Consider the following 20,726-nt stretch of genomic DNA (forward strand, 5'->3'; position numbering starts at 1 on the left):
CCTTATGGACTATGGATATGGGTTCACCGGCGTCGCGGCTCTAAAATGAGGGTGGAGACGCAGCGCGGCATGGCGCTGTCAAAATCAATTCCCACAAAGTGGAATGAGTATGCACCTTTCACCTACCTCACCGCCCCGGGCGCCGGCCATCCCGCATATCGGGATCAGCGAGCCGGACAGCCTCGTTGCTCCCGGCACGCAATTGATCCGCCGCGTTGCGCAACTGCTGCGTCTGCTGACCGCCAATAACCGGACCGGATTGCGTCTCGTCGACATCAGCCGCGCCTCCGGCATCGAGCGGTCGACCGTCCATCGTATTTTGCAGGCGCTCATCTCGGAACGCCTGGTTTCCCAGCAGCAGGACTCCAAGCGGTATTTCCTGGGACTGGGTGCCTACGAAATGGGCGTGGCGGTTGCGCCGCCGGTGAAGCTTCGGGATATCTGCCAGCCCTATATGAATGCGCTGTCGGAACAGACAGGGGACACCGTTTTTCTGACGGTGCGTTCCGGCTTCGACGGGGTGTGCGTCGACCGCAAGGAGGGCACGCATCCGGTCAGGGTCTTCGTGCTCGAACCGGGCCGCCGCCGGCCGCTGGGAGTGGGGGCGGGGAATATCGCGATCCTGGCGGCGCTCAGCCCGGAAGAGTACACGCGCATAAGGAACGCCAACCGGCCGCGGCTGCGTGAGCGGTATCCCGACTATTCGGAGCAGGAGCTGACGCAGCGTATCTACAGCTCGCAAGCGCTCGGATATACGGTGGCGGACGTCATCGAGGCGCCCGGCGTGCGTTCGGTCGGGATGTGCATCCGCAATGCCGTCCGCGAACCGATAGCGGCGATCAGCGTGTCCACCATCGAATCCCGCCTGGACGTGATGCGGGTCGGAGAAGTGGTGACCTTCCTCCAGTATGCCGTGAAGTCCATCGAAGCCGAGTTGCTGCGCAACGAACGGCTCGCCACGCACCACCTCGATGAATGACCCGGGGCCGTCATCGCGTCCGGCATGAATTTCAGGCCAATCTTCTGACGGGGCTGCCGTCCATCCAGGCGGCGATGCAGTCCACGCAATCTTCGTAATAGGTTCGCAACAGCTCCTCCACGGTGTAGCCGAGATGCGGGGTGAGCACGACGTTGGAAAGCTTGCGCAGCGGGCTGTCGGCCGGCAAGGGCTCCGCTTCGAAGGTGTCCAGCGCCGCGCCGGCGATCCGGCAATTCGCAAGGGCGTCCATGAGGGCGTTGGTGTCGACCAGGCCGCCGCGCGACGTGTTGACCAGATAGGCGTGGGCCGGCATGAGCCGCAGTTCGGGCTCGGCGACGATGTGCCGGGAACGCTCGCTCAAGACCAGGTGCAGGCTGACGAAGTCGCTGGCGCTGAACAGTTCGGACTTGCTCACCTTCCTGACGTCCAGTTGCGCCGCCCGTTCTTCGGTCAGGTTCTGGCTCCAGGCCACCACGTCCATCCGGAAGGCCTTAGCGATGGGGACCATGTGCGCGCCCAGCTTCCCCAGGCCGAGGAGCCCCAGGCGCCGGCCGGCCAATGCAATGCCGCAACTGCTTTGCCAATGGCCTTCGCGCATGCGTGCATCCTCATAAGGGATATGGCGGGCGAGGGCCAGGATCAGGCCCCAGGCGAGTTCCGCGGTCGAGAACAGGCCGTCTCCGCGGCGCGTGGTGTGGGTGACGGCGATGCCGCGCCGCCGGGCGCTTTCGATATCCAGCGTGGCGTTGCGGGTGCCGGTCATGACGATGCAGCGCAGGCGGGGAAGCCGCGCCATGAGGCTGTCCGGCATGGCCATGCGCTCGCGCATCAGGCAGATGACGTCGAAGTCGCGCAGGGCGGCTTCGGCTTCGCGTGGTTCCAGGTGCCGGGGGAACGCCACCAGTTCGCAGCGGCCGCGCAGGCGGCTCCAGTCCGCGCATCGCAGCGCGATGCCCTGGTAGTCGTCAAGTATCGCGATTCGAAGCCTATCCATGGGGACCTGTGCGGGGATCTCGCAAAGCCGGGGTGACGGGAGCCGCCACTGTATATCGCGCGTCTTCTTCCGGCAGCCGGCGCGCATGCCCGCTCGTTCCACGATTTGAGAAAGGCATGCACGCGGGGAATCTGAAGTTTCCCAAGTCGTGGACGTTTCATCGTCCTTGCCGTGCGGCCGCGTGCAAATAGGACTCCTATACTGCCTTACCCACGCGCATCGCGCTCCAGCATTCGCATCGGAGCGCTCGCATAAGAGGACGCAAACAAGGCCCGTCTTTCACATCGGCGGACCATCGGAGACAGCATGTCAATCGCACGACTGATTTCTATCCTGGGCGCCGGCGCGGCGGCGTTGTGCCTGGGGACCGCCACCGCGGCATCGGATTTTCCCCAGCGGACCATCCGTTTGGTGGTTCCCTATCCGGCGGGCGGCACGTCGGATCAACTGGCCCGCGCCGTTGCGATGCAGTTGACCAAGTCCATGGGACAGACGGTCTATGTCGAGAACAAGGCGGGTGGAACCGGCACGATAGGCGCGCTCGACGTCGCCCGATCGGCGCCCGACGGCTACACCTTGATGCTGACGGACCAGACCGTCGCCATCTCTCCATCCATTTTCAAGAAGCCGAAGTTCGATCCGGTGAAGGACTTCACGCCGATCGGCGAGGTCGCGACCACGCCGGTGTTGCTGGTGGCCAATAAGGACACGCCTTTTCACAGCGTGAAGGAGCTTGTCGATGCGGCGCATAAGGCGCCGGACACCATCGACTATGGCGCGGGGGGATACGGCGGCTCGCTGCACCTCGCGTTCGAGCGCTTCGCCCAGGAGGTGAACGCCAAATTTTCCGCCATTCCGTACAAGGGCTCGGGCGAGACCATGGTGGGTTTGCTCAGCGGCCAGGTGCAGATAATGATTTCCGGCGTGCCCAGCGTCGCCGGCCAGGTGAGAAAGGGGCTGGTGCGGGGACTCGCGGTGACGGGGGAAAAACGATTGGCGGCCCTGCCCGACGTGCCCACCTTCGCCGAGGCCGGCGTGCCCGGATACCAGGCGAATTCGTGGCTCGGCATCTTCGGGCCGGCGAATATGGATCCGGCGGTGGTGCGCAGGCTGAACGAGGCATTGAACGCCGCGCTCCGGCAGCCCGCGATGCTGCAGACCATGGAAACCATGGGATCGGTTCCCGCCGGCGGTACGCCGGAAGCCTTCGGCGCGCAAGTGAAGAAGGACGTCGCGCTTTGGGCCCAGGTCGCGCGACGCGCCAATATCAAGCCGCAGTGACCGTTCGCGCCGCCATTCGGAGGCACGCGCTTCGGTTTCAACGCCAGGGCGCGGCGGCGCGATTCGATGCGATTCAGGAGATCGGAACAACCATGGAAGGTAAATTCCCATGCGCGGTGCTGGCCGCCTTGCTCGCCGGCGCCGCGGTCTGCGCGCCTCGCGCGGGCCTGGCGCAGGATGCGTCGGGCTATCCCGACCGCGCCGTTCACATGCTGGTTCCCTATACGGCGGGCGGCGCCGCCGACGTGCTGGCAAGGGCGCTCTCGGCGGAGCTGGCCAAGCGCTGGAATCAAGCGGTCATCGTCGATAACCGGCCGGGCGCGGACGGCGCGATCGCCGTCGACTACCTGGCCAGGAATGCCGCGGACGGCTACACCCTGCTTTATGGCCCCAACGCCATTTATTCCATCTATCCGCAGGTGCACAAGAAGGCGAAATACAACGCGCGCAAGGACCTCGTTCCCGTGGCGATGGTGGGCCTCAGTCCGCTGGTGCTGACGGTGCCGTCGTCCTCCCCCGTGCACAGCATTCCCGAACTCATTGCCTATGCGAAGGGCCATCCGGGCCAAGTCAGCTTCGGTTCTCCCGGCGCGTCTTCGCTGCATCGCATGGCGGGCGAGCAGTTCGACCTGGATGCCGGCGTGAAGATGGTCCACGTGCCCTACAAGGGAACGTCGCAGGCGGCGGCGGACCTTGCCGGCGGGCAGATAGACCTGCTGTATGCGGTACCGCAAAGCGTGGAGCCCCTGGTGAAGGCGGGTAAGGCGCGGAACCTGGCGGTGACGACCGCCCAGCGCTTTCCGTTGATGAAGGACACGCCGTCCGTCGGCGAGACGATCAAGGGCTGGCCCGGATACGCCACCTTCCAGGGCGTATTCGTCGCCAAGGGAACGCCGGCGGCCATTACGGGGAAGATCGAGGCCGCGGTGGCGGCCATCATGGCGCAGCCCCGCTTTCAATCCCAACTCGCCGACTTGGGATTCTCGTCCGAGTTCCTGGGAAGCGACGCGTTCAAGGCCAGGCTCGAACAGGACTACGAGGCGGTCGGGAAGATCGTGACCAAGGTGGGAATCACGGAAGACTGACGCGGGCGCCGCCGTCCAGGGATACGTGCAAGGGGCTAGGCAAAGCGCCGCCCGGGCGATGGCGTCCGCCGGACAACTCAAGGCCGAAGAGGAGACATCCATGTTTTTCCATAAGCTTTGCCGCGGTGTGTTCGTCGTCGCGACGATGGCGGTAGCAGTCGGCGCCCATGCCACGGGACACTATCCGTCCCAGGCGATCAAACTTATCGTTCCCTACGTGCCGGGCGCCAGCACCGACGCGCTGGCGCGCATGGTGGGCCAGGACGTCGGCGAGGAATTGAAGCAGCCGGTCATCGTGGAAAACCATGCTGGCGCGGGCGGCACCATCGCGGCCGATTTCGTCAAGCGGCAGCCGGGGGATGGCTATACCCTGATGTTCACGACGGATGGCATCGAGGCCGTCAATCCGTCCATCTACAAGAAATTGGCCTACGACCCGCTCAAGGATTTCACGCCCTTGTCCATCGCCGTAAAGGCCCCGCTGGTGCTGGCCGTTCGCAGCGATTCCCCGTTCAAGACGGCGCAGGAGCTGATCGCCTATGCCCGCGCCAATCCCGACAAATTGACGTATGGGTCGGCTGGCCTGGGAAGCTCGCAGCACATGGCCGGCGAGCTGATGAAGTCCATGGCGAAAGTGAAGATCACCCACGTCCCTTACCGGGGCGGCGCGCCGGCCATGACGGATCTCCTCGGCGGCCATATCGACATGATGTTCGTGCAGTCGGCATCGGCCAAGGAGCTGGCGGACAAGGGGAATCTGCGCATTCTCGCCATAGGGAGCCCCGCGCGGAACAAATACCTGCCCAAGGTGCCGACGTTCGCGGAGGTGGGCCTGGCGGGCTACGACTCGGATACCTGGTATGGCTTCGCCATGCCCGCGAATGCCGATCCCAAGGTCGTTGCGGTGCTGAACGCGGCCATCGTGAAATCCTTGCACAAGCGCGAGGACCAGTTGGAGCGCCTGGGCTACTCGGTCGTCGCGAGTTCACCCGCCGACATGCACAAGGATATCGAGAAGAACATCCCGAAATGGCGCGAGGTCGCCAAGCAGGCGGGCGTCTACCAGATGCAATAGCGCGGTAGCGCGGTAAGGCGGTAAGGCAGTAAGGCAGGGCGGATCCCCGCGGGGACACATGTTGCACGGTTGGCCGGCAAGGAGATCGCATGGATTTCGAGTTACCTGAATCGTCGCGCATGGTACGCGAGACGGTGGCGCGTTTCACCGACGAGTTCCTGGCGCCCAACGAGGCGCTGATCATCCGCCGCGAGGCGGAGCGCGGCTACGGCGATGACCCGCTGATTCCGCCGGAGCTCGACGCCGCGTTGCAGCGGAAGGCGCGCGACATCGGCTTGTGGGGCATCGACGTGCCGGAGGAATTCGGCGGCCAGGACCTGGGCATGCTGACCAAATGCCTGGTGGTCGAACAGCTCAAGCACAGCATCGTGCCCTTCGTATTGCCGCCCGAGAGTCCGAACCTGTATCTGCTGAAGACCCTGTGCAAGGGCGCCCAGGTCGACCGTTACCTGCTGCCCTACGCACGCGGCGAGAAGAAGAGCTGCCTGGCGCTGTCCGAACCGGGCGCCGGATCCGATGCCGCCGCCATCAAGACCCGGGCGGAGCGAAAGAATGGGAAATGGGTCGTCAACGGCACCAAGCTCTGGATCAGCAACGCTCGCCGGGCCGACTTCATGATCGTGATGGCGGTCACCGATCCCGCGGCCGACAAGCGCGCCGCCTTCACGGCCTTCCTCGTGGACAGGGAAACGCCGGGGCTGAGCATCCCGACTTCCTTTCCCATGATCGGCGAATACCACCCGTACGAGGTGGTGCTGGACAACGTGGTCCTGGACGACGCGCAGGTGCTGGGCGAGGTCGGCGCCGGTTTCGGCCCGCTTTCGCGGCGGCTGGGGGTGCGCAGGCTCGAAATCGCCTCGCGCTGCCTGGGCCTGGCCGCGCGTTGCCTGGGCATGATGATAGCGCAGGCCAACGCCCGGCAGACCTTCGGCGCGCCGCTCGCCGACCGCCAGGCGGTGCAGTGGTGGATCGCCGACAGCTACCAGGAAATCGAGATGGTGCGCCTGCTGGTCTACCGGATGGCCTGGAAGATGGACCAGGGCCGCGAGGACGTCAGGCTGGACGGCTCGATGGTGAAAGTGCAGGGCACGGAGATGATCGCGCGCGTCGTCGACCGCGCCATCCAGTTGTTCGGCGGCATGGGGGTGTCCAAGGAACTGCCGCTGGAATACATCTCGCGCATGTGCCGCGTCATGCGCATCGTGGAAGGTCCGAGCGAGGTCCATCGCTGGGTGCTGGCGCGCGAGTTGCTGCGCCATGGACCGCCATCGGCCTGAGCGGGAACGGCAGCCATGGAACCCTTCACCTCCATCTCCAGCGCCGTGCGCATCCATGCGGGCGATGGCGCGCTGGATCGCTTGCCGGGCGAGCTCGCACGCCTGGGCGCCGCGCGGGCCTTCGTGGTGTGCGGCAATAGCGTTGCCACGCGGACCCCTCTGGTGGAACAGCTTCGCGCCGCGCTCGGCGATCGCTACGCCGGCTGCTACGGGCGCATGCGCAAGGACGCGCCGCTGGAGGACGTGGAACAGGCGGCCGCGTCGGCTCGCGCCGCGGGCGCCGACCTGTTGATAGCCGTCGGCGCCGGCAGCGTCATCAAGGCCACGCGCGTGGTTGCGATCGCGATGGGAGAAGGGCGGCCCCTGGAAGACCTGGCGACGCGCTACCCCGGCAACGGTCCCCCCGTCAGTCCGCGCCTGCTGGCGCCCAAGCCGCCCATCTTCAATGTCCTCACCGCCCCGACGTCGGCGCAGAATCGGGGCGGATCGGCCTTGCGCCGTTTCGATGGCGGAGCGCGCCTGGAGTTCTTCGATCCCAGGACGCGTCCCGCGGCGATATTCTGGGACAGCGATGCCTTGATGACCGCGCCGTCCGCCTTGGCGCAGTCCACCGGACTGGGCGTCTATTGGCGGGCATTGATGAGCCGGGGCGCCGTGCGGCAAGCCAATCCGCTGGTGCAGGCCGCGAGGCTGCATGCCTATGCCCTGGCGAGCGGCGCGCTGCGCCGGCTGCGCGAACCGGATGCCGACGCCAGGCTGGAGATGTGCGCCGCGGCCTTGCTGCAGAACCGGGACGAGGAGGACGGAGGGCGCCCATTCGACGCGCATTGGATCGCGCGCGCGGTGTATGCCTTGGGGGCGGCCTTGTTCAACAGGATCCCGGATCTCGACCAGGGCAGGGTGCACGCGGCGTTGACCGGGCCGGCATTGAGACATTTTGCTTCCTTGTGTCCGGACGCCGTGGACCAGATCGGCGAGGCGCTGGGCGTGTCGTCCGGGTCCTCCCGCACCGGCGCCGTCGCGGCCGCGGTGGAGGCGGCTTTCAAGGCGGCGGGCCTGCCGCTGGCGCTCGGGGCCATCGACGCGGCGGATCGGGCGTCGGTCCTGGAATCGGCGCTGTACAACTTCAATGCGGATCGCGCGCGCGAGTTGGCGATGCATCGCGATCGGCTCGCCGCGATGTTGGATGAGGCCGCGGCATAGCCGGCGCCGCCGCGGCCCGCGAATGAAATACGCCAGAACAGGACGAGTTTTTGCTCGATATGCACCATGACCGGTATCGGAACCTTGACCGCTTCGCAACGTATCGCACGCTTCTCCCGGCGCCTATCGCCCGCCATGCTGGCGGCGGCGGATTTCCACCAGGTCGGCCGCGCGCTGATCGATACGGTGGGCGTGACCCTGGCGGGCCATGACGAGCCGGCGGCGCGCGCCGTCTGGTCCTATGTCGCCAGGCGCAGGGGGAACGCGGATGGCGCCGCGACGGGCGGGCAGGTAAGGGCCTGGGGCCGCGCGGGCGGTTTTCCGGTCGAGGACGCCGCGCTCTACAACGGCGTCGCGGGCCATGTGCTCGATTACGACGACGTCAGCAGTCCGCTCCGGGGCCACCCCAGCATCGCATTGCTGCCGGCCTTGGTGTCCTTGGCGCAGGAGCGCAACGTGGACGGCACGCGCCTGGCCAGCGCGTACGTCGTTGGCTTCGAGGTCATGGTCCGGTTGGCGCGCGCCATGGTCCGGGAGCACTATGCCAAGGGCTGGCACGCCACGACGACCTTGGGCGTCATCGCCGGCGCCGTGGCGTGCAGCCATTTGCTGGGCTTGTCCGAGCGGCGCACGGTCAACGCCATCGGGCTTGCCGTGGCGCAGGCCGCCGGTACGCGCGGAAACTTCGGCACGATGGCGAAATCGTTCCAGGCGGGGCACTGCTCGGCGTCCGCCGCCAGAGCCGCTGTCCTCGCCGAGCTCGATATCGATGCGGCGGAGGATGCATTGGACGGCGGGCAGGGTTTCGCGCGGCTCTATGGCGGCGGCGAAGATCTCGCGCAGGCATTGAACGGACTGGAAACGGCCGGGATGCCGGGCGGGGATGCGTTCGAACTGCGCCGCAGCGGGATAGAAGTGAAGAAGTATCCCATGTGCTATGCCGCGCATCGGGCGATCGACGGCATGCTGGACTTGCGCGCCGAGCATGGCCTGCGCGCCGAATCCGTGGAGAGAATCCACGTGCGCGCCAATCGCCGCGCCCTGGTGCCCTTGATCCATGACCGTCCCAGGACGGGGCTGGAGGCCAAGTTCAGCATGCAGTATGCGATGGCGGCCGCGGTATTGGACGGTCACGTCGGGCTGTCCAGCTTTACGGACGATGCGGTATCTCGATCCGAAATCCAGGCATTGATCGCGCGCACGACCTGCGAGGAAGACCAGGGCCCGGATCTGCCGCGCTGGAACGTCGTTGAAATCACCCACAAGTCCGCTCCGCCGCTGACCCGGCGGGTGAGCGACCTGCGGGGATCCAGCAGCCTGCCTCTGACGGATGAAGAGCTTCGTCGGAAATGGCGGGACTGCCTGGCGTATGCGGGCATGGAAGGGCAGGGCGACGACTTCTTCCGGGCCGCGCTGCGCCTGGAGACGGTGTCCGTGCGGGAGATTTTCCAAACGCTTCCCGCCTTGCCTGCCCGCGCCGGATGCGCCGCGCAAGGCAGGGGGTGATGCGCATGGCGGGTTGCGTTACGAAAGGGCGCGGCCGCGCCCGCGCATTCCGGGAAGGGCGTGTCGGCTGCATGTTCCATGCCGTCTACTCGGCCGTGGCGCCGCTTTCCTGCACCACCTTTGCCCATTTCCTGCCGTCGGAGGCGATGAGGGCGGCGAAGTCCGCCGGGGTGGACCATTTCGGTTCCGCGCCGATGAAGGCCAGTTGCGACTTGCCTTCCGGATTCGTCACGAACTGGTGGACGGCTTCGTTGAGCTTGGCGACGATCGGTTGGGGCACGCCCTTGCTGCTGACCAGGCCGAACCACACGGGCGCGCTGAAACCCTTGACCGTTTCTCCGACGGTGGGAACATCCGGCAGCGAGGCCACGCGCTGTTCGCTGGTGACGGCCAACGGGACGAGATCCCCGTTCTTGATCTGAGGCAGGACGGCGACGATATTGGCGAAGCTCATCAGCAGGCGGCCGCCGAGAAGATCGGTCAGGATGGGCGCCGTTCCCTTGTACGGCACGTGCTCCATCTTGATCTTCAGCGCGCTGGAGAACATCGCGCCGGACAGGTGCTGGGTGCTGCCCACGCCGGCCGATCCATACATGGCGGACTCCGGATGGGCGCGCAGATAGGTTTCGAGTTCGGCGAGCGTGTGGATGTTCGACTTCGAGGACACGACCAGGACGTTCGGAAGGATGGCGATTTCCGAGATCGGCGTGAAGTCCTTGACCGGGTCGTAGCGGAGGTGCTTGTACAGGGAGGGGTTGATGGCGTGGCTGCCGGTGTTGGCCATGAACAGGGTGTATCCGTCCGGGTCGGCGCGCGCGACGTATTCATAGGCCGTGACGCCATTGGCGCCGGGCCGGTTTTCCACGATGACGTTGGCATGCAGGGATACCGAGATGGACTTGGCCAGGGCACGCGCGACGGTGTCGTTGCCGCCGCCCGTCGTGTACGGAACGACCAGGTGTATGGGCTTGTCGGGATAGCTGTCCGCCGCGTCCGCGGCATACGCCGCAGTCGCGGCGGACGACAGGGCCGCCGCGGCCAGCAGTGTCACGAAAAGGGATCGCATATTGTCTCCTGCCATGGGTAGTCGATGAGATATCTGTGGGTCTCGATGCCGGTCCGTGCCTATGCCGGATCCGACGTTATTCGGGTTGGATATGGGCGGTTTCGACGAGCCTGGCGGTGTCGACGATGCTCTGGTGCAGGAAATCCGCGAACTCGCCGGGATTGCTGCCTATCACCTCCGCCCCCTGGTCGCGCAGCACGGCCTGCACTTCCGGCGCCTTGAGCACGGCCACGACGGCCCGGTGCAGTTTCTCGATGACGGCAGGGGGCGTGCCGGCGGGCGACATCAGGCCGATCCAGGACGTTTCGTTGAAGCCTTTCAAGCCCGATTCGTCCAGCGTGGGATATTGCGGTTCGGAGCCCGACCGCTTCAGGCTGGTGACGGCGAGCGCCCGCAATTTGCCGGCGCGCACGTAGCCGAGCACGCTGGGCATGGCGGCGAAATACATGGAGACGCGGCCCGAAAGCAGGTCCACGGCCGCGAGGCTGCCGCCGCGGTAGGGCACGTGCAGGATATCCGTGCCCGTCATGCTCTTGAACAGTTCGCCCGACAGGCGCGTGCTGCTGGCGACGCCCGCGGAGGCGAACGTGTACTTGCCGGGATTCTTCTTGAGCAGGGCGATCAGTTCCGCCACGGACTTGGCGGGGATGCCGGGGTTGACGACGAGAATATTGGGAATATCCGCCATCAGGCTGATCGGCGCGAAATCCTTTTCGATGTCGAAAGGCAGGTTCTTGTACAGGGACGGGTTGACCGCGTTGGCGATGCTGGCGATGAACAGGGTATAGCCGTCGGGATTCGCGCGCGCCACGACCTCGGCCGCCACGTTGGTGGCGCCGCCGGGCTTGTTTTCCACGATCACGCTTTGTCCCAATGATTGGGTAAGGCCCTTGGCGACGACGCGCGCGACAAGGTCGACGCCGCCGCCCGCGGCGTAAGGCACTTCGATCCTGATCGGATGGTTGGGATACGTTTCGGCGGCGGCGCCGGGGCAGGACGCGGCGGCGAGAATGGCGGCCGACGCGAGCAAGACTGCCCGGCACGGGCGCAAGAGGATGGCGATCATGAGTATTCCCGTGAATGGATTCGAATGCCGGCGGTCCCGCTGCCGGCGCGGCGGCGGTCACTGGGCGGCGAGCAGCCGCGTGAGTTGCGCGATATCCGCCATGTGCTCCAGCTCGCCGACGCGGTCGACGATGGCGCGGGCGCGCGAGGCGCCGATGACGTCCGTGGTGTTGGCGAGGAATTTTTCCTCGAGGGCGCGATCGTCCATGGGACGCGCGGCGTCGCCATAGGGAACGTCCTGGAACGCCTGCAGGCGCCGTCCGTCCTCCAGCGTGATCGTGACGCGGGCGGGGCGCCCTTGTGGATGGGCCGCCGCGAGGCCTTCGTCGGCGACGACGCGGGTGTTTCCGGCCAGCGTGCAAACGTCGTCGTCCGCCCAGCGATCCTGTTCGAACTGCGCGGCCGTGAGCCTGCCGTCCAGCAGCGCCATGGCGACGGTGACGGGCAGGCTGTGGTCGGCCGTTTCCCGGTTGCCGGGGCGGAACTTGCTCGGGTCCGCGGTGCGCTGGGCGGTTATCGGCGGTACGACGATCTCCACGCCGGCGATCCGCGCCTGTCCTATCTGTTCGTGCAGGCGCAGCGCGACTTCATTGGGCGTCTGCAATTCGAATTGGACGGGGAACTGCTTGAAACTGGTGCGCTCGATCAAGGGCGCGCCGTCGGGCGCCAAGGCAAGGGCGTCGAAGCTGTCCCGGGCCGGGCCTTCCTTGGTCAGCCAGTCCAGGAAATGGACGGGACCGGTGAAACCTTGCTCCGCCAGGCGCACCCCCAGGACGCTTTCCATCGACGACCACGCGTAGCCTATGGCCTTGGCCATGCTGATGCCGCCTTTCGAGAGCGCGTGCACCGTGAACTGCCGGCAGCCGGACAGGGCCACCGCATGCTGGACGACTTCGCCCGGCAGCTTCCAGGCGCTGCCCATGATGATGGGCGCGACGATGCCGGCCGCGGAAACGTGATGCATGCCCATGGCCTGCAGCGAGAGCAGATGGGTCAGGCGCATCTGCGCCTCGTAGCCGGCGACGAGAGCCTGGATGAGGTCGCGCCCGCCGCCCCCGTGGCATTCCACGGATGCCAGGGCGACGGTGACGTTTTCCGAAGGGTGGCAGACATCCTGGGCCCAATAGACGTCCATCATGTCCAGGTATCTGAGCATGATGCCGTTCAGCAGGATGGCCCGTTCCAGGGTGGAGGGGAGGGCTTCGCCGATTACCGTGGCATGTCCGGCGCCGCCCACGGGGACGGCGGCGGCAAGCCGGGCCGGCGCGCAAGCCGTGGCGGCGATTGCGCAACCGAGGCCGTCCAGTATCGCCCGCCTGGCCGCCGCCATGGTGGCGGGGGAAAAGTCCTCGAACCGCATTCCCCGCGTCAGCTCGACCAGCCTGGCGACGACGGTGCCGCTGCTCATGGCGGGGCCCCGGCGGCGTGCGCAATCCGTATTCCTTGCTGTCCCATATCCTGGTCTCCTCGATTCGCCGCGGTTTCCCCGCGATTCCTGCGAGGAAGTCTAGCGGCCGAGCCGGCTGGATGAGACCTTGGGTCCGGGAGACTATTCCATATAGTGACAATTCTTCGGGAACCGAAAACCGGAATTCCCGTCGCGCCTGCCCCGATCCCCTTGCTTCAAAGCGGCGTCAGCAAGGCCTCGCCCGCGTACAGGCGCCGCGCATTTTCGAGAAACATGTCCACCATCGACTGCATGGCCTCGGGCGACCAGCCCGCGACGTGCGGGGTGAGCACCACGTTGGACAGGCCGGCCAGCGCGGGAGGCAGTTTCGGTTCGCCTTCATAGACGTCCAGGGCCGCGCCGGCGATCCGTTCGTGGCGCAAGGCGTCCACCAGCGCATCGGTGTCGACCACGCTGCCGCGCGCGATGTTGATCAGGTATCCCCGCGGCCCGAGTTGTTCGAGGATGTCGCGGCCGATGAGATGCCGGGTGCGGTCCCCGCCCGGCACGGCGACCAGCAGCACGTCGGCCCATTGCGCGAGGTCGCCCGGCGAGGCAAAGGAGCGATGCGGCGAGCCGGGCCGGGGGCTGCGGTTGCAATAGCCGATCTCCATGTCGAAGGCCTGCGCGCGGCGGGCCACTTTTTCGCCGATGGCCCCCAGGCCCAGGATGCCGAGCTTCTTGCCGGAGACGCCGGGCGGCATGGGCACGTCGGTGCGCCATCCCCCTTGCCGGGTCAGTTGATCGAAGCGCGGAATGCCGCGGATGACGGCCAGCATCAGGCCCATGGCGTGGTCGGCCACGCAGGTGTCGTTGGTGCCGGCGCCGCAGGCCACGGCGACGCCGCGCCGGTGGGCATGCTCGATATCGATTTTTTCGTAGCCGGCGCCGAGCGAGTAGACCATTTTCAGCTTGGGCAGGGCGTCGATCTGCGCGGCGCTCAGGCCGATGGCGCCGATGGTCATGACCACCTCCACGCGCCCGGCGGCCTGCGCCACGGCATCGTCGTACTGCTGCGGCGTGGGCGCGAAGATTACCTCGAAGTGCCGCGCGATCTGCTCGCGTTCGCGCTCGGCGACGGGGTTCATGATGATGAGTAGGGGTTTGGCGGAAGGCATGCTTGCGGTGGAAACGATCAGATATGGGTGTGGCGGGCGACCAGGCCGGCGCGGACGTTGGTCAGGTGGGTGTGCATGGCGGCGCGCGCCGCCTCGGGCTTGCCCTCAAGAATAGCCTCAAGAATGGCGATGTGCTCGTCACAGCCGGGAATCAGGCGTTCGGGCGCGCCGTTCTGGTCGAAGCAGCGCGCCTTGATGCGCAGGTCGTGGATGGCCTGCGCCATCAGGCGGTTGCCGCTGGCCTGGGCAATGCTGTCGTGCAGCAAGTTGTCGAGCCGGTGGTTTTCTTCATGGCTAGAGTGCTGCCGGCGCTTGATCTCGCGCACCTGGTCGAGAATGGCCGTGGCCTGCTCGGGCGCCATGCGCGTGGCGGCCGCCGCGGCGGCGTCGCCTTCCAGCAGCAGGCGCATCTGGAAGATCTCCAGGTACTGGCGCAAGGTCGGTTCCGGCACGATGAGCTGGCCGCGTGCGGTGCGCACCGCGAAACCGCCACCGATCAGGCGGCTCATCGCCTCGCGCAGCGGCGTGCGGGAGACGCCCAGCGCGCCGGCGAGATTGCGCTCCTGGAGCGGCTGGTTGATCGGAATCTGGCCGCGCTGGATCATGTCCAGCAGGGTCGAGTAAGCCTCTTCGACGAGGTCGCGCGCGTCGTCGGCGGAGGGCGCCGCGCCGGATGGGTTCAGGGGCAGGAGGCTTTCCATGGCGGGGGAAATGGGCATGGGGAATCAGGGGGAGGGCGAGAGAAAGACAGGGCGGGGGGACGGGCCCGGCCGCGTCCGCGCGATGCGGCGCGGGCGCATCGTCAGGCCGCCTCCGCGAATGGCATGGCGTCGCGGGCGCGAAAGCCCCACGTCACCTGCCGGCCCGGGGTGCGGTCGGCGGCCTGGATATCCAGCGGCGCATAGGCCAGGATGACTTTTTCGTATGCCTCGATGAAGATCTTCCAGTGCAGCCCGCAGAAGGTCGACGCGACCACGGTGCCTTCATGGCGCAGGTCGTCGCCCGCCAACTGGCTGCTCACGCGCAGGTGCTCCGGCCGCACGCCCAGCACGTTGCCGTTGCCGGGAAGGAAATTGCATTCGCCGAGAAAGCCGGCGACGAAGGCGCTGGCGGGGCGCCGGTACAGCGTTTCGGGCGTGCCGGCCTCGACGATGCGGCCCTGCTCCAGGATCACGATGCGGTCCGACAGGTTCATGGCTTCTTCCTGGTCGTGCGTGACGAAGACGACGGTCAGGCCCAGGTCCTGGTGCAGGCGGCGCAATTGCAACTGGATGGCCTGGCGCAGGTTCTTGTCCAGCGCCCCCAGCGGTTCGTCCATGAGCAGGATGTCGGGCGTGAAGACCAGGGCGCGCGCCAGCGCGACGCGCTGCTGCTGGCCGCCGGACAGCGCGCCGGGCTTGCGGTCCTGCAAGGCGGTCAGGCTCACCAGGTCGAGCGCCTCCAGCACGCGCCGGCGGATGTCGTCGGCGTTCAGGCGCCGCATGCGCAGCGCGAAGGCCACGTTCTCGAACACGCTCATGTGCGGAAACAGGGCGTAGTTCTGGAACACCATCCCGATGTTGCGCTCCGAGATGGGCATGTGCGTGACGTCGCGCCCGCCGATCTGCACCGCGCCGGCATCGGGCGATTCGAAGCCGGCGATGATCTTGAGCAAGGTGGTCTTGCCGGAGCCGGAGGCGCCGAGCAGCGTGCAGAATTCGCCGCGCGCCACCGTGAGGTCGACCTCCGGCAGCGCCACGGCATTGCCGTAGCGTTTGTGTATGCCCGTCAGCGCCAGTTCTTTGCCCTGGCGTTCCGGCGGTCGTGGCGGGCGGATTTCATAGGCGTTGTGCATGTCAGTGTTCCTTCTTCCTGCGCAGCAGCAGGTTGGCGAGCAGTATCAGCGCCGTCGCCCCGACCAGCAGGCAGGAGGCCGAGATGACGGTGGGATCGAAGTCGTTGGCCAGGCCCTCGAACATGAGCTTGGGCAGGGTGCGGTTGCGTATCGTGGTCAGGAAGAGCGCCATCACGACGTCGTCGAAGGAGCTCACGAAGGCGAACACGGCGCCGCCGACCAGGCTGGGAAGCAGCGCGGGCAGCATGACCAGACGGAACATCGTCGGCCAGGAGGCGCCCATGCCCAGCGCGGCCAGTTCCAGGCTGGGATCCAGGCTGCGCAGCGCGGCGCGCATGGTGATGTAGACGTAGGGCGCGGCCAGGACCGTGTGGCCCAGGACCACCGCCGCGGAGTTGGCCACCCAGCCCATGGGCGCGAAGAGGTAGTAGAGCGCCACGGCGGTGACGATGGCGGGCACCGACATGGGCACGATGAAGAAGGCGTCCAGCCAGCCCTGCCGGCGCTGGCCCAGGCGGCTCACGCCCAGCGCGGCGGCGGTGCCCAGCGCGGTGGCCAGCAGCGTGACGGCGACCGCGATGCGCGTGCTGGAGGCCAGCGCCGCCAGCCACTTGCCGTCGGCGAAGAAGTTTTCATACCAGCGCAGGCCGTAGTGGGGCGGCGGGAATATCGGGAAATCCGTGGTGCCGAAGCTCATCGGGATCACCACCACGATGGGCAGCAGCAGGAAGATGGCGCAGGCGACGCCGAGCAGGGCGGCCACGCGGCCGCCGGGCGTGCGCCGGTAGCCGGTCTGGTTGCTGCCCTTGCCGGAACTCGCGCTGATCAGGTTGTTCAGGCCGAAGAGGCGGTTGAAGATCCAGAGCGACAGCAATACCGTCGCCAGCAGCACGCCCGCCAGCGCCGCGGCCAGGCCCCAGTTCAGTTCTTCGGTGATGTTGTGCGAGATGAGTTCGGCGGCCATGCGCTGGCCCGGGCCGCCCATCAGCGACGGCGTGATGTAGTAGCCCACCGCGTTCATGAAGACGATGATGCCGCCGGCCACCGCGCCGGGGCAGGTCAGGGGCAGGACGACGCGGCTGAAGATGCCCGCCGAGCCCGCGCCCAGGCTTTGCGCGGCCTGCACCAGATTGCCGTCCAGCGAACGGAACGACGCATAGAGCGGCAGCACCACGAAGGGCATGAGCACGTGGGTCATGCCTATCATGACGCCGGTGAAGTTGTACAGGAAGGCCATGGGCTGGTCGATGATGCCCACCGTGGTCAGCAGGGCATTGAGCGGCCCGTTCTTGCCGAGCAGGGCGATCCAGGCCGAGGTGCGCACCAGGGCGCTGGACCAGAACGGCAGCAGCACGGCGAAGAACAGCACGCGCGCCACGGTAGGCGGCACCGTGGCCATCAGGTAGGCCAGCGGATAGCTCAGCACCACGCAGGACACGGTGACCGCCGCGGCGATGGTGAAGGTGTTGCCCAGCACGATGCGGTAGATGGGCGTTTCCAGCAGGTGGCGGTAATGCTCCAGCGACAGGCCGCCGTGTTCGCCCCGGAAGCCGTTGCTGAGCAGGCCCGCGATGGGGCCGGCGAAGAACAGCAGCAGGAACAGCAGCAGGGGCAGGGCGGCCAGTGCGGCGACCCGGCCGCGGCGGCGCGCGGCGGCCTGGCGCGCGCCGGCCACGGGCAAGGGAAGGGCGTCGGTGCTCATGGTCATGGCGGGGGGAGCGCCGGCGCGCCGGCGGCTGGCAAGAGGGAGAGGCGGATCAGCGGGCGCGAACCTGGTTGTAGCGCTCGGTGATGGCGGGGCCGTTGGCGTCCCAGAATTCCGAGTTCAGGAAGATGCTGTGCTTCAGGCGCTCGGTAGTCGAGGGCAGGCGCTCCAGGCGCTTGGCGTCGATCAGGGGCAGGGCCTGCTCGGTGGTCGGGCCGTAGGCGATGTACTTGCTGAACTCGGCCTGGTTCTTGGGCTGGGTCATGAAGTTCAGCAGCTTGATGGCCTCGGCGCGGTGCGGCGCGCCCTTGACGATGGCGAAGTAGCCGACCTGCGCGATGCTGTCGCCCCAGCCCATGGCGATGGGCAGGCCCGAGTCGATGCCGGCCTGGAAGCGGCCGTTCCAGCCCAGCGCCATCACGACTTCGCCGCTGGCCAGCGCGTTGACCGGCTCCGCGCCGCTCTTCCACCAGCGCGCCACGTAGGGCTTGATTTCCTCGATCTTCTTGAACGCGCGGTCCAGGCCGGCGGGCGTGGCCAGCACCTTGTAGACGTCGGCCGGCGCGACGCCGTCGGCGATCAGGGCGGCCTCGATCACCGTGGCCGGGTCGTCCTGCAAGGTGCGCTTGCCGGGGAATTTCTTCACGTCCCAGAAATCCGCGAAGGTGCTGGGCTGGGGCTTGCCGGCCGGGAAGGCCTGGGTGGAGAAGCCGATGTTGGTCGAGAAGATTTCCGAAGGCACGCCGTAGTCGTTGCGCGCGCTGGGAATCACGTGATCCTGCGGGACCATGTCGGGCGTGATCTTCTCGAAGACGCCGAGCTTGATGCCGCGCGTCAGGCGCGCGCTGTTTTCCGTGACCACGTCCCAGGAAACCGACTTGGTGTCGATCATGGCGCGGATCTTGGCCACTTGCGGATCGGTGTCCTCATTGACGGTGATGCCCGTTTCCTTGGAGAAGGGCTTGAGCCACGCCTCGCGGATCGCGCCTTGGTAGTTGCCGCCCCAGCTCGCGAAATTGAGTTCGGCCGCGTGCGCCGCGCCGGTGGCCATCGTCAGGGCGATGGCGGCGGCGGATGTGAGGCGCTTCCATTTGAGATTCATTGCTTGGACTCCGTTCGAGAAGAAAACCGCGACGGGGAATCGGCCCCCGATGCCGGGCATGGCGCCTCGGCGAGTCCATGGCATGCAAAAGGCATGCCAATGGCATGCCAAGCATCGAAGACGGTTTTTTCCCGGCGCGGTTTGGCGCACGACGGTGGCGACGCACTACGCGATGCATCGCTCGATGCACCAAACCGTGGCGTCTGCCCTGAAGCGGGGCACGGCGCGCGGGGGCGTAGCCGGACCGCGGCAAGCGGCCTTTCCGCCACAGTCGCGGTTACAGAATGCCATTTCAAATTGAAGATTATGGTCGATGAGAATAATATTAGTTCTCAATTAGATCCAAATCGGCCTGCATCATGACCTTGCCTTCGATGGCCTGGGAGCCCCGCTATGCGGACCCGGACCATAGCTTCTCGACCTTGTACCGAACCCACCATTCCTGGCTGACGGGATGGTTGAGGCGCCGGGGCGCGGATCATCACGATGCGGCCGATCTGGCGCAGGAGACATTCATCCGGGTGCTGCAATCCAGCGTCGCGGCCAATATCGGCGAACCGCGCGCCTACCTGGCGACGGTGGCGCGTGGCCTGGTCGTCGACCTCTGGCGCCGCCGGGCGCTGGAACAGGCTTATCTGCAAGTCCTGCAGGCCATGCCGGTGGAGCACCAGCCCTCGCTGGAAGCCCAGGCCCTGGTCAGGGAACGCCTGTTCAAGCTGGACAAGATGCTGGACGGCCTGGGCGCCAAGGTGAAGAAGGCGTTCCTGATGGCCATGTTCGACGGCGCCGCCTATCCCGTCATCGCCGAACGCCTGGGCGTGTCGGTGCGCACGGTGGGCGAGTACATGGCCAAGGCGATGGCCCGCTGCTGCCTCATCATGGATTGAACGCCGCATGGAGCCGTCCCGATCCCTGACCCCGCGGCAGCGCCAGGCCACCGAAGAGGCCGCCCGCTGGTTCGCGCGCCTGATGGAGCCCGGCGTCCAGGCCTCGGTGCACGAGGCCTGGGAGCGGTGGCTGTCCCATAGTCCTGAAAACCGGCAGGCATGGGCCAAGGTCGAGGCCGTGCGGCGTTGCTTCGTCGAGGTCCCGCGCGAGATCGCCCTGCCGGCCTTGCAGGGGGCGGACGCGAAACGCCGCAATGCGCTGCGTTGGGCCCTGATGGGGGCGGTCGCCCTTCCGCTTGGCATGCTGCTGCCGGAACTGCCCGAGGAATGGAAGGCGTGGAACGCGGCCATCAAGACGGCGGTGGGCCAGATTTCCGCATTCTCCCTGGCAGGCGACGTCCAGGCCGTGCTGGATACCGACAGCGCGGTGGACGTGGTTTCCACCGCCCATGCGGACCGCATCGTCCTGCGCCGCGGGCGCGTCTATTTGAGCGCTTCGCCGCGGGCAAGCGCCGGGGCAGGCCTGGAAGGCGGGGATGCGGCGCCGTCCGTGGCCGCCGGCGCGGCCGGGGCGCTCCCGGCAACGGCCCGCTCGCTCATCGTCGAGACCCGGCACGGGACGGTGTCCACCACGGGCGCCGAGTTTACCGTCAGCCTGCGCGACGACTTCAGCCTGGTGCACGTCAACCGCGACGACGTGCGGGTCATGCCGCGCGCCGCGGGCGCGGCGGCGGACGAGGTCCGGGCAGGCTTTCGCGCGGCGTTCTCCGCCGCCGGGGTCCGCCTGGACGAGGCCCGCCCGAACAGGATGTTCGCCGCATGGCACACGGGTTCGCTCATGGCGGTCAACATGCCGCTGGGCGACTTCGTGCACAAGCTGCGCGCCTATCGGCGCGGCGCCCTGTTCCTGGACGACGCCCTGGCCGCGCTGCCCGTGTCCGGCACCTTTCCCCTGTCGCGGACGGATCTCGCGCTGGACGCGCTGGAGAACAGCTACCCCGTCCGGATACGCCGTCTCACGCGCTACGTGACCTGGATCGAAAAGCGCGCCGCCTGACCGCCGACGCGATGTTTCAATTGGTTGCGAATCTGCCTGCCGATT

General features: G+C 67.0%; 18 protein-coding genes. 9 read left to right on the plus strand and 9 right to left on the minus strand.

What is annotated here, in order from left to right; genetic code table 11:
- Positions 1-103 precede the first annotated feature (103 nt).
- Positions 104-979, plus strand: coding sequence for an IclR family transcriptional regulator (locus CAL29_RS07485; protein ID WP_256977245.1), 876 nt, complete (start codon positions 104-106; stop codon positions 977-979).
- Between the two features lie 31 nt (positions 980-1,010).
- On the opposite strand, the gene CAL29_RS07490 is transcribed toward CAL29_RS07485, so the two are convergent.
- Entirely contained in the window at positions 1,011-1,973 is a 963-nt protein-coding gene (locus CAL29_RS07490) for a D-2-hydroxyacid dehydrogenase family protein (RefSeq protein ID WP_094852270.1), read from the minus strand.
- A gap of 306 nt (positions 1,974-2,279) precedes the next feature.
- Between CAL29_RS07490 and CAL29_RS07495 the strand changes: the two genes are divergently transcribed.
- From CAL29_RS07495 to CAL29_RS07520, 6 genes are all read left to right on the plus strand, one after another.
- Positions 2,280-3,254, plus strand: coding sequence for a Bug family tripartite tricarboxylate transporter substrate binding protein (locus CAL29_RS07495; RefSeq protein ID WP_094852271.1), 975 nt, complete (start codon positions 2,280-2,282; stop codon positions 3,252-3,254).
- Positions 3,255-3,346: 92 nt separating this feature from the next.
- Positions 3,347-4,339 (plus strand): Bug family tripartite tricarboxylate transporter substrate binding protein, encoded by a 993-nt coding sequence (locus CAL29_RS07500; RefSeq protein WP_094852272.1) that lies wholly within the window; start codon positions 3,347-3,349, stop codon positions 4,337-4,339.
- Between the two features lie 100 nt (positions 4,340-4,439).
- Entirely contained in the window at positions 4,440-5,414 is a 975-nt protein-coding gene (locus tag CAL29_RS07505) for a Bug family tripartite tricarboxylate transporter substrate binding protein (protein ID WP_179283938.1), read from the plus strand.
- 89 nt (positions 5,415-5,503) lie between these two features.
- A complete protein-coding gene (locus CAL29_RS07510; RefSeq protein ID WP_094852274.1) occupies positions 5,504-6,691 on the plus strand; it encodes an acyl-CoA dehydrogenase family protein in 1,188 nt (395 codons plus the stop codon).
- 15 nt (positions 6,692-6,706) lie between these two features.
- Positions 6,707-7,894, plus strand: coding sequence for an iron-containing alcohol dehydrogenase (locus CAL29_RS07515; RefSeq protein WP_094852275.1), 1,188 nt, complete (start codon positions 6,707-6,709; stop codon positions 7,892-7,894).
- 66 nt (positions 7,895-7,960) lie between these two features.
- On the plus strand, positions 7,961-9,400 hold the full coding sequence (locus tag CAL29_RS07520; protein ID WP_094852276.1) for an MmgE/PrpD family protein: 1,440 nt from the start codon (positions 7,961-7,963) through the stop codon (positions 9,398-9,400).
- 85 nt (positions 9,401-9,485) lie between these two features.
- Here the strand turns inward: CAL29_RS07520 and CAL29_RS07525 are convergent, their stop codons facing one another.
- The 8 genes from CAL29_RS07525 to CAL29_RS07560 all read right to left on the minus strand — a co-directional run bounded on the left by CAL29_RS07525 (position 9,486) and on the right by CAL29_RS07560 (position 18,737).
- Positions 9,486-10,466, minus strand: a complete 981-nt coding sequence (locus CAL29_RS07525; protein ID WP_179283939.1) for a Bug family tripartite tricarboxylate transporter substrate binding protein — start codon at positions 10,464-10,466, stop codon at positions 9,486-9,488.
- Between the two features lie 76 nt (positions 10,467-10,542).
- Positions 10,543-11,532 (minus strand): tripartite tricarboxylate transporter substrate binding protein, encoded by a 990-nt coding sequence (locus tag CAL29_RS07530; RefSeq protein WP_094852278.1) that lies wholly within the window; start codon positions 11,530-11,532, stop codon positions 10,543-10,545.
- A gap of 57 nt (positions 11,533-11,589) precedes the next feature.
- Complete coding sequence (locus CAL29_RS07535) at positions 11,590-12,939, minus strand: MmgE/PrpD family protein (RefSeq protein ID WP_094852279.1); 1,350 nt, start codon at positions 12,937-12,939, stop codon at positions 11,590-11,592.
- 215 nt (positions 12,940-13,154) lie between these two features.
- Entirely contained in the window at positions 13,155-14,096 is a 942-nt protein-coding gene (locus CAL29_RS07540) for a 2-hydroxyacid dehydrogenase (RefSeq protein WP_094852280.1), read from the minus strand.
- A gap of 17 nt (positions 14,097-14,113) precedes the next feature.
- Positions 14,114-14,815, minus strand: coding sequence for a GntR family transcriptional regulator (locus CAL29_RS07545; protein WP_094852281.1), 702 nt, complete (start codon positions 14,813-14,815; stop codon positions 14,114-14,116).
- Positions 14,816-14,898: 83 nt separating this feature from the next.
- Positions 14,899-15,930 (minus strand): ABC transporter ATP-binding protein, encoded by a 1,032-nt coding sequence (locus CAL29_RS07550; protein ID WP_094852282.1) that lies wholly within the window; start codon positions 15,928-15,930, stop codon positions 14,899-14,901.
- Between the two features lies 1 nt (position 15,931).
- Positions 15,932-17,632: an ABC transporter permease subunit gene (locus CAL29_RS07555; RefSeq protein WP_256977246.1), complete on the minus strand. Its 1,701-nt coding sequence runs from the start codon at positions 17,630-17,632 to the stop codon at positions 15,932-15,934.
- A gap of 55 nt (positions 17,633-17,687) precedes the next feature.
- Positions 17,688-18,737: an ABC transporter substrate-binding protein gene (locus CAL29_RS07560; RefSeq protein WP_256977247.1), complete on the minus strand. Its 1,050-nt coding sequence runs from the start codon at positions 18,735-18,737 to the stop codon at positions 17,688-17,690.
- A 359-nt stretch (positions 18,738-19,096) separates the two neighbouring features.
- On the opposite strand from CAL29_RS07560, the gene CAL29_RS07565 reads away from it, so the two are divergent.
- Both CAL29_RS07565 and CAL29_RS07570 read left to right on the plus strand, forming a co-directional pair.
- Entirely contained in the window at positions 19,097-19,624 is a 528-nt protein-coding gene (locus CAL29_RS07565; protein WP_256977248.1) for a sigma-70 family RNA polymerase sigma factor, read from the plus strand.
- Between the two features lie 7 nt (positions 19,625-19,631).
- Entirely contained in the window at positions 19,632-20,681 is a 1,050-nt protein-coding gene (locus tag CAL29_RS07570; RefSeq protein WP_094852285.1) for a DUF4880 domain-containing protein, read from the plus strand.
- The last annotated feature ends 45 nt before the right edge of the window (positions 20,682-20,726 follow it).

The sequence above is a fragment of the Bordetella genomosp. 10 genome, assembly GCF_002261225.1.
GTDB lineage: Bacteria > Pseudomonadota > Gammaproteobacteria > Burkholderiales > Burkholderiaceae_B > Bordetella_C.

Excerpts from the sequence above, each read along its gene's own strand:
- CAL29_RS07485 (WP_256977245.1), top strand. The coding sequence starts at position 104 with ATGAGTATGCACCTTTCACCTACCTCACCGCCCCGGGCGCCGGCCATC.
- CAL29_RS07490 (WP_094852270.1), bottom strand. The coding sequence starts at position 1,973 with ATGGATAGGCTTCGAATCGCGATACTTGACGACTACCAGGGCATCGCG.
- CAL29_RS07495 (WP_094852271.1), top strand. The coding sequence starts at position 2,280 with ATGTCAATCGCACGACTGATTTCTATCCTGGGCGCCGGCGCGGCGGCG.
- CAL29_RS07500 (WP_094852272.1), top strand. The coding sequence starts at position 3,347 with ATGGAAGGTAAATTCCCATGCGCGGTGCTGGCCGCCTTGCTCGCCGGC.
- CAL29_RS07505 (WP_179283938.1), top strand. The coding sequence starts at position 4,440 with ATGTTTTTCCATAAGCTTTGCCGCGGTGTGTTCGTCGTCGCGACGATG.
- CAL29_RS07510 (WP_094852274.1), top strand. The coding sequence starts at position 5,504 with ATGGATTTCGAGTTACCTGAATCGTCGCGCATGGTACGCGAGACGGTG.
- CAL29_RS07515 (WP_094852275.1), top strand. The coding sequence starts at position 6,707 with ATGGAACCCTTCACCTCCATCTCCAGCGCCGTGCGCATCCATGCGGGC.
- CAL29_RS07520 (WP_094852276.1), top strand. The coding sequence starts at position 7,961 with ATGACCGGTATCGGAACCTTGACCGCTTCGCAACGTATCGCACGCTTC.
- CAL29_RS07525 (WP_179283939.1), bottom strand. The coding sequence starts at position 10,466 with ATGCGATCCCTTTTCGTGACACTGCTGGCCGCGGCGGCCCTGTCGTCC.
- CAL29_RS07530 (WP_094852278.1), bottom strand. The coding sequence starts at position 11,532 with ATGATCGCCATCCTCTTGCGCCCGTGCCGGGCAGTCTTGCTCGCGTCG.
- CAL29_RS07535 (WP_094852279.1), bottom strand. The coding sequence starts at position 12,939 with ATGAGCAGCGGCACCGTCGTCGCCAGGCTGGTCGAGCTGACGCGGGGA.
- CAL29_RS07540 (WP_094852280.1), bottom strand. The coding sequence starts at position 14,096 with ATGCCTTCCGCCAAACCCCTACTCATCATCATGAACCCCGTCGCCGAG.
- CAL29_RS07545 (WP_094852281.1), bottom strand. The coding sequence starts at position 14,815 with ATGCCCATTTCCCCCGCCATGGAAAGCCTCCTGCCCCTGAACCCATCC.
- CAL29_RS07550 (WP_094852282.1), bottom strand. The coding sequence starts at position 15,930 with ATGCACAACGCCTATGAAATCCGCCCGCCACGACCGCCGGAACGCCAG.
- CAL29_RS07555 (WP_256977246.1), bottom strand. The coding sequence starts at position 17,632 with ATGAGCACCGACGCCCTTCCCTTGCCCGTGGCCGGCGCGCGCCAGGCC.
- CAL29_RS07560 (WP_256977247.1), bottom strand. The coding sequence starts at position 18,737 with ATGAATCTCAAATGGAAGCGCCTCACATCCGCCGCCGCCATCGCCCTG.
- CAL29_RS07565 (WP_256977248.1), top strand. The coding sequence starts at position 19,097 with ATGACCTTGCCTTCGATGGCCTGGGAGCCCCGCTATGCGGACCCGGAC.
- CAL29_RS07570 (WP_094852285.1), top strand. The coding sequence starts at position 19,632 with ATGGAGCCGTCCCGATCCCTGACCCCGCGGCAGCGCCAGGCCACCGAA.